Annotated in this window: 7 protein-coding genes and 2 rRNA genes; 3 read left to right on the forward strand and 6 right to left on the reverse strand. The window is 72.2% G+C overall.

What is annotated here, in order from left to right:
• The first annotated feature begins 83 nt into the window (after nt 1-83).
• Nucleotides 84-1,256, forward strand: a complete 1,173-nt coding sequence (locus tag BMY61_RS06250) for a DUF5685 family protein (protein ID WP_042443941.1) — start codon at nt 84-86, stop codon at nt 1,254-1,256.
• A gap of 3 nt (nt 1,257-1,259) precedes the next feature.
• Here BMY61_RS06250 and BMY61_RS06255 read toward each other — a convergent pair whose 3' ends face one another.
• On the reverse strand, nt 1,260-2,168 hold the full coding sequence (locus BMY61_RS06255; RefSeq protein ID WP_042443943.1) for an alpha/beta fold hydrolase: 909 nt from the start codon (nt 2,166-2,168) through the stop codon (nt 1,260-1,262).
• A 97-nt stretch (nt 2,169-2,265) separates the two neighbouring features.
• Here BMY61_RS06255 and BMY61_RS06260 point away from each other — a divergent pair, with 97 nt between their 5' ends.
• On the forward strand, nt 2,266-2,943 hold the full coding sequence (locus tag BMY61_RS06260; RefSeq protein WP_042443944.1) for a TetR/AcrR family transcriptional regulator: 678 nt from the start codon (nt 2,266-2,268) through the stop codon (nt 2,941-2,943).
• A gap of 7 nt (nt 2,944-2,950) precedes the next feature.
• Here BMY61_RS06260 and BMY61_RS06265 read toward each other — a convergent pair whose 3' ends face one another.
• Together BMY61_RS06265 and BMY61_RS06270 are read right to left on the reverse strand one after the other, a co-directional pair.
• On the reverse strand, nt 2,951-3,868 hold the full coding sequence (locus tag BMY61_RS06265) for an alpha/beta hydrolase (RefSeq protein WP_042443945.1): 918 nt from the start codon (nt 3,866-3,868) through the stop codon (nt 2,951-2,953).
• Nucleotides 3,869-3,925: 57 nt separating this feature from the next.
• Nucleotides 3,926-4,294, reverse strand: coding sequence for a MerR family transcriptional regulator (locus tag BMY61_RS06270; RefSeq protein ID WP_042443946.1), 369 nt, complete (start codon nt 4,292-4,294; stop codon nt 3,926-3,928).
• A gap of 94 nt (nt 4,295-4,388) precedes the next feature.
• Here BMY61_RS06270 and BMY61_RS06275 point away from each other — a divergent pair, with 94 nt between their 5' ends.
• On the forward strand, nt 4,389-5,129 hold the full coding sequence (locus tag BMY61_RS06275; protein WP_042443947.1) for an SDR family NAD(P)-dependent oxidoreductase: 741 nt from the start codon (nt 4,389-4,391) through the stop codon (nt 5,127-5,129).
• A 6-nt stretch (nt 5,130-5,135) separates the two neighbouring features.
• Here BMY61_RS06275 and BMY61_RS06280 read toward each other — a convergent pair whose 3' ends face one another.
• From BMY61_RS06280 to BMY61_RS06290, 3 genes are all read right to left on the reverse strand, one after another.
• Entirely contained in the window at nt 5,136-5,747 is a 612-nt protein-coding gene (locus tag BMY61_RS06280) for a TetR/AcrR family transcriptional regulator (RefSeq protein ID WP_236655900.1), read from the reverse strand.
• A 72-nt stretch (nt 5,748-5,819) separates the two neighbouring features.
• Nucleotides 5,820-5,936, reverse strand: a 5S ribosomal RNA gene (rrf, locus tag BMY61_RS06285).
• 59 nt (nt 5,937-5,995) lie between these two features.
• Nucleotides 5,996-6,149: ribosomal RNA gene (locus BMY61_RS06290) — 23S ribosomal RNA — on the reverse strand; the annotation flags it as partial.

Consider the following 6,149-nt stretch of genomic DNA (forward strand, 5'->3'; position numbering starts at 1 on the left):
GCTGCGCAAGCGGCCACCCGACCGCTACGGTGAGCACGCCGTACGGAGGTGCCGATCGAAGGCACCGGGGGAGGAACCGAGGCGTGTTCGGAATCATCAGGCCTTGCCGGCATCGGCTGGGCGAGCGGTTGTTGGAGAGCTGGACGGCCCATCTGTGCGGGCTCTGCCTGGCCTTGCGCGACGGGCACGGCCAACTGGCCCGCACCGCCACCAACTACGACGGGCTGATCGTCTCCGTCCTGGTCGAGGCGCAGACGGCGAGCCGCCCCGACGCGCGGCGCACGGCCGGCCCCTGCCCGCTGCGGGGGCTGCGCACAGCGCCCGTCGCCCGCGGCGAGGGGGCCAGGCTGGCCGCGGCGGTCTCGCTCGCGCTGGCGTCCGCCAAGATGCGCGACCATGTCGACGACGCCGACGGGGTGTTCGCCCGCCGGCCGGTCGCGGTGGCCGCGGGCGGCGTCGCGGAGCGGTGGCGCCGGCAGAGCCGCTCGGCGGGCACCGCCCTGGGCTTCGACCCCGAGGTGCTCTTCGCCTCGCTGTCGCGGCAGGCCGAGGTCGAGGCCGCCGCCGGGATCGGGTCATCCGTGCTGCTGGTCACCGCCCCCACGGAGGAGGCGACGGCGCTGGCCCTGGAGCACACCGCCGTCCTCGCGGGCCGTCCGGGCAACCGGGCGCCGCTGCGCGAGGTGGGCCGCTACTTCGGGCGCCTCGCCCATCTCCTGGACGCGGTCGAGGACCTGACCGAGGACCAGGCCAACGGCGCCTGGAACCCCCTGGTCGCCACCGGCACCTCGCTCGCCGAGGCCGAGCGCCTGTGCCGCGACGCGGTCCACGGCATCCGGCTCGCCCTGGCCGAGGTCGAGGTGACGGACGGCGCCCTGGTGCACCGCCTCCTGGCCCACGAGACGGACGCGGCCGTCGGCCGTGTCTTCGGGCACGCCCAGGCGCACGGCAGTCGCCAGGACTGGACGCCGCCGCCGATGGGCCCGAACCCGTTCGGTCAGCCGGGGATCTTCCCGCCCCCTCCGCCCGCGCCCACCCGTCGCAACCCCCTCGTGGCCTGCGGCCTGTGGGCGGTGCTGTGCTGCACCTGCCAGGCGTGCTGCCGCGAGGAGTACGAGAATCCGTGCACGGGTCGACGGATGCACGGCCCGTGCCGCGACTGCGACTGCGATTGCTGTGACTGCGGGGATTGTTGCGAGTGCTGCGACGGCTGCGACGGCTGTGATGGGTGCGACTGCTGCGACTGCAGCTGCTGACGCTCAGCTGCGTGTGAGCTCCCCGGTCGCCGCCAGGTCCGCGAGGGCGCGGATCTCGACGGCGTAGAGGGGCCACGTCTCGCGGGAGAGGAAGTGCCCGACGCCCGGCATGATCCGCAGCCGGGCGCCGGGGATCGCCGCAGCGATGTCGCGGGCGGCGGCGACCCGCACCAGCGGGTCGTCCTCGCCGTGCAGCACCAGCGCCGGCGCGGCGATCGCGCCGAGCGCTCCGCCGTTCCACTTCGCGCCGACCTGGCGGCTCTCCGCTTTCGGGTCGCGGAAGCTGCGCAGCCCGCGCTCGGCCTCCCGCTCGACGAACTCACGCACGTCCCACTCCCCCAGCTCCTGCCGCGGCGACGCGAGCAGGCGGGCGACGGCGACGGCCATCGCCAGGTTCCCCTCGGGAGTCTCCGGGTGGCGCAACCGCGTGAACGCGGCGGTCCGCGCCAACTGGACGTAACGCAGGACGCGCAGGCCCTTCACGTCCCCGGGCACGGCCCCGGACGTCGTGACGGTGCGGACCCGTCCCGGGTGGCGCACGGCGGTGCGCTGGGCGACGGCGCCACCGAGGGAGTGACCGAACAGGTGGGCCCGCCCCCAGCCCATCGCGTCCATCACGGCGACGGCGTCGTCCGTCTGGTCCTCGGCGCTGTAGGCGGGCGCACTGCGCCGCATCAGCGCCGCGAAGGGCGAGCCCCCGGGCGCCTCGGCCAGGTGGGTGGACTGGCCGGCGTCGCGCTGGTCGTAGGCGACGACGTGGAAGTCCCGTCGCACCAACTCCTCGACCAGGCCGTCCGGCCACCAGAACCGGGAGGTACCGAGCCCCATGATCAGGAGCAGCGGCTCGCCGCCGGCACCTCCGAGGTCCTCGTAGGCGAGCTGGACCTCTCCATTGCGGGCATAGCGCGTCATCGGACTCCTCCCGGGCTTCGCAAACACCGTTCGCAATCAACGTTCGCGAACACTGTATGCGAAATGTAGTCTGAGCGGCAACAAGGGAGGACGATCGGTGGCAGAGGAACAACCGGTGATCTGGCTGCGGCCCGAACAGGCCGGCGTCGGACGGCCGGCCGAACGCAGCCGCGCCGAGATCACGGCAGCCGCCGTCGACCTGGCCGACCGCGAGGGCCTCGACGCCGTCTCGATGCGCCGCGTCGCCGCCGCACTCGGCACCGGCGCCGCCTCGCTCTACCGCTACGTCGCCACCCGCGACGACCTGCTCGACCTGATGACGGACAGCACCGCCGCCGAGTACGACTTCACCGCCCGCAGCGGCGACTGGCTTCCCGACCTGCTCGACGTGGCCGCCCAGGCCCGGGACATCATGCGCCGCCACCCCTGGCTGCCCGCGCTCGTCGTCACCCGGCCGACCCTGGGACCGCACGGCGTGGACCTGCTGGAGCACGTCCTCGACGTGCTCGCCGACCACCCGGCGCCGCCCTCCCGCAAGCTGGAGGCCTTCGCCCTGCTCAACGCCGCCACCGCGCAGTTCGTGCAGCACGAGCTCGCGACCACGGACGCGAGCGCCCAGCGCCAGGCCGCCTACCTTGCCCACGTCGCCGTGGCCGGCCACCACCCGCGCATCGCCGCCCTGCTCACGTCGGCCGCGACCACGCAGACGGTGGACGGGAACGAGGACAGCTTCACGACCCTGCTCGGCCGGGTGCTGACGGGAGTACTGGGCTGAAGCCCGGTCACACCGCCAGGTGGCGCCCGAGGAACTCCAACTCGGCGGCGACGGCCTTCTCATGGGCGTCCTGGAACGGCGCGTAGTGCCCGCCGGGCAGGTGCACGACCTCCGCGCGGGGCGCACGAGCGGCCGCCTTCAGCGCCGATCCTGGCGGCGCCGACTGGTCCCCGTCGCAGACCACGACCAGCAGCGGACAGCGAACCCGAGAGGCCTGACGGCCGGGGCGGTAGCCGCCCAGCGGCAGCACGGACCGGGCGGCGACCTGCCGGCGCCACTGCGGATACACGCCGTCCGGGTCGAGCGGGCTCGGGTCGACCCCGCCGTCGGGCGTGGTCACCACCGCGACCTCCCCCGGTCGGCCGCCGAGCGGCACCGCCAGCGGCGCCCGCCCGAACCACGAGCCGACCTGGTCGACGATCCCCCGCCCGACCAGCCGCACCATCGCCGTCGGCCGCTGGAACGCCGCCGCGTTCCGTGACGCCACCAGTCCGTCGACGGTGGGCGACTGGGCGACGACCGCCGCCACCTCCGGCTCGACGGCTGCCACCTGGAACAGCTGCCCACCCGGCGCCGAGAACGACCAGAGCCCGACCCTGGCCGGATCGACCCCCGGCAGCGTCCGCGCGAACGCGAACGCCGCCCGCCAGTCGGCCAGTTGCCCGCGCGGCGTGAGCACCGGGCACGGCCCGTCCGCGCTCTGCCCGTGGGCGGATTCGCCGAGCCCGCGAAAGTCGAAGGCCAGCACGTCGAAGCCGGCCTCCTGGAACCGCCTGGCGAATCGGTCCGTCCCGGGCTCCTTCGGGACGGCGAAGCCCCCCGCCATGACCACGCAGGCGCCGTTGCGCCCGGGGTAGTACCAGGCCGCGCACTCCGCGCCCGCGCTGGTGAACCGAACGCCCTGCCGCTCGACCGATACCCGCATGTCGACCTCCGCGTCGACCCGACCGGATTCGCCTACCCTTGAAGTGAACCACACGGTTCACTTTTCGTCCATGCCTCCGGCCGACGCGATGACCTCGTCCAGCACCTCCCGCGACCGGAGCAGGTCCGCGATCAGGCCGTTGATGCGCTCGCGCTCCGTGCCGAGCTGAGCGACGAGCTCCGGCGTCGCGATCTCACTCGGGCGGCCGTCCTCGTCCCGCAGGCACGGAAGCAACTGGGCGATCTTCCTGCTGTTGAGGCCCGCCGCGTAGAGCGTCTGGATCCGCACGACCCGATCGACGGCCCACTCCCCGTACTCGCGCTGCCCACCGGGACTCCGCTGCGCGGGCAGCAGCCCCTGCGCCTCGTAGTAGCGCAGCGACCGCTCACTCACCCCACTGCGCCGGGCCAGTTCACCGATCCGCATCTCTCCCCCTGCTGCGGCGACTTGAACCTCACACCTGTGTCAGCTTCTACCGTGCCAGAGACACGAACGATCGACATCTGGAACGGACCTGACGATGAATGAGCTGACTGGAAAGATCGCGCTGGTCACCGGCGGCAGCCGAGGAATCGGCGCCGCGATCGCGAAGAGGCTGGCCCGCGCAGGGGCAGTGGTGGCGTTGACCTACGTCGAGGCGGCCGACCAGGCATACGCCGTCGCCAAGGAGATCGAGGCGGACGGCGGACGGGCCCTGGTCATCCAAGCGGACCTGACCCGCCCGGACGCGGCAACTCACGCGGTGGCGCAGACCGTGCGGGAACTGGGCGGCCTCGACATCCTGGTCAACAACGCCGGCTTCCTCACCTACGGGCCACTGGCGGAGGTGTCGGCCGAGGAGCTGGACAGCGTGCTGGCCGTGGACATCCGATCGGTCTTCCTGGCGGCCCAGGCCGCGGCCCCGCACCTGGGCGAGGGGGGCAGGATCATCAGCATCGGCTCGTGCTTCAACGGGCGCGTCCCGGGCGAGAACTTCGTCCTCCAGGCGATGGCCAAGTCCGCTCTGGTCGGCTTCACCAAGGCACTGGCGCGGGAACTGGGACCGCGCGGAATCACCGCGACCATCGTCGACCCCGGCCCGATCGACACGGACATGAACCCTGGCGACGGCGAGACCGCCGACGCCCAGCGGTCCCTGACGGCGCTGGGACGGTACGGCCAGGCCGAGGACATCGCCGCGGCTGTCGCGTTCCTGGCCGGCCCCGGCGGCCGGTACGTCACCGGCACCTCCCTCGCCGTGGACGGCGGCTACACCGCCTGAGGGAGTTCAGATCGCGGCCTCCTCGCGCTCGAGCGCACGCAGCAGCGCCTCGAATCCGGCCGCCACGCCCTCCTCGTCGCCGCTGATCAACCGCTCCAGCAGGAATCCGCGCAGCGCACTGAGGATCATCTCCGCGACCCCCTGCTTGCGCCGCTCCGACCACTGCGGCGGACAGAGCGCGACAAGGATCGGCAGGTACTGCTCGGAGGCGTGCCGGCCGAGCTCGCGATAACGGTCCGGGTCGTACATGGCCAGCCCCATCGCCTGGTCCAACACCCGCGCCAACCCCGGCTCCTCGCCCGTCAGCATCGGCCAGGCGACGCGGATCCTGTCGGCAAGGGACGCCTCTGCGGGCCCCTCCGCCACCGCCGCCATCGCGTTCTCGATGCGCCGCTCCCGCAGCTTGGCAACGGCCTGGCGCAGCAGGTCCTCGGCTCCGTCGAAGTGGTACAGCAACACCTTGTGCGTCGTACCGGCCGCCCGCGCGGCGCGACGCAGCGAGAAATCGACCAGCCCGTTCACCGCGAGGTCGTCGGTCACCACGGCCAGAAGTTCGAGCCGACGCGCCTCGCCCCGCGGAGAACCGGTCGACCGTCGATAGCCCGCGTTCGTCTCCACCTGCGGAGCGTACAACGCCACAACGCAGTGAAGCCCCCTGACCGATAGTCAGGGGGCTTCACTGTAAAAGTTGTTCGGCGGCGTCCTACTCTCCCACAGGGTCCCCCCTGCAGTACCATCGGCGCTGTGAGGCTTAGCTTCCGGGTTCGGAATGTAACCGGGCGTTTCCCTCACGCTATGACCACCGAAACACGGTGAAACAAGCGATAGTCGCTGTCTCAGAACAGCACAGTGGACGCGTAGCAGCTATGGACAAGCCCTCGGCCTATTAGTACCGGTCAGCTCCACCCCTCACAGGGCTTCCACATCCGGCCTATCAACCCAGTCGTCTACTGGGAGCCTTACCCCATCAAGTGGGTGGGAGTACTCATCTCGAAGCAGGCTTCCCGCTTAGATGCTTTC

The organism is Streptacidiphilus jiangxiensis, from assembly GCF_900109465.1.
In the GTDB taxonomy this organism is placed as follows: Bacteria; Actinomycetota; Actinomycetes; order Streptomycetales; family Streptomycetaceae; genus Streptacidiphilus; species Streptacidiphilus jiangxiensis.

Excerpts from the sequence above, each read along its gene's own strand:
- BMY61_RS06255 (WP_042443943.1), bottom strand. The coding sequence starts at position 2,168 with ATGACGCGCTATGCCCGCAATGGAGAGGTCCAGCTCGCCTACGAGGAC.
- BMY61_RS06270 (WP_042443946.1), bottom strand. The coding sequence starts at position 4,294 with ATGCGGATCGGTGAACTGGCCCGGCGCAGTGGGGTGAGTGAGCGGTCG.
- BMY61_RS06275 (WP_042443947.1), top strand. The coding sequence starts at position 4,389 with ATGAATGAGCTGACTGGAAAGATCGCGCTGGTCACCGGCGGCAGCCGA.
- BMY61_RS06265 (WP_042443945.1), bottom strand. The coding sequence starts at position 3,868 with ATGCGGGTATCGGTCGAGCGGCAGGGCGTTCGGTTCACCAGCGCGGGC.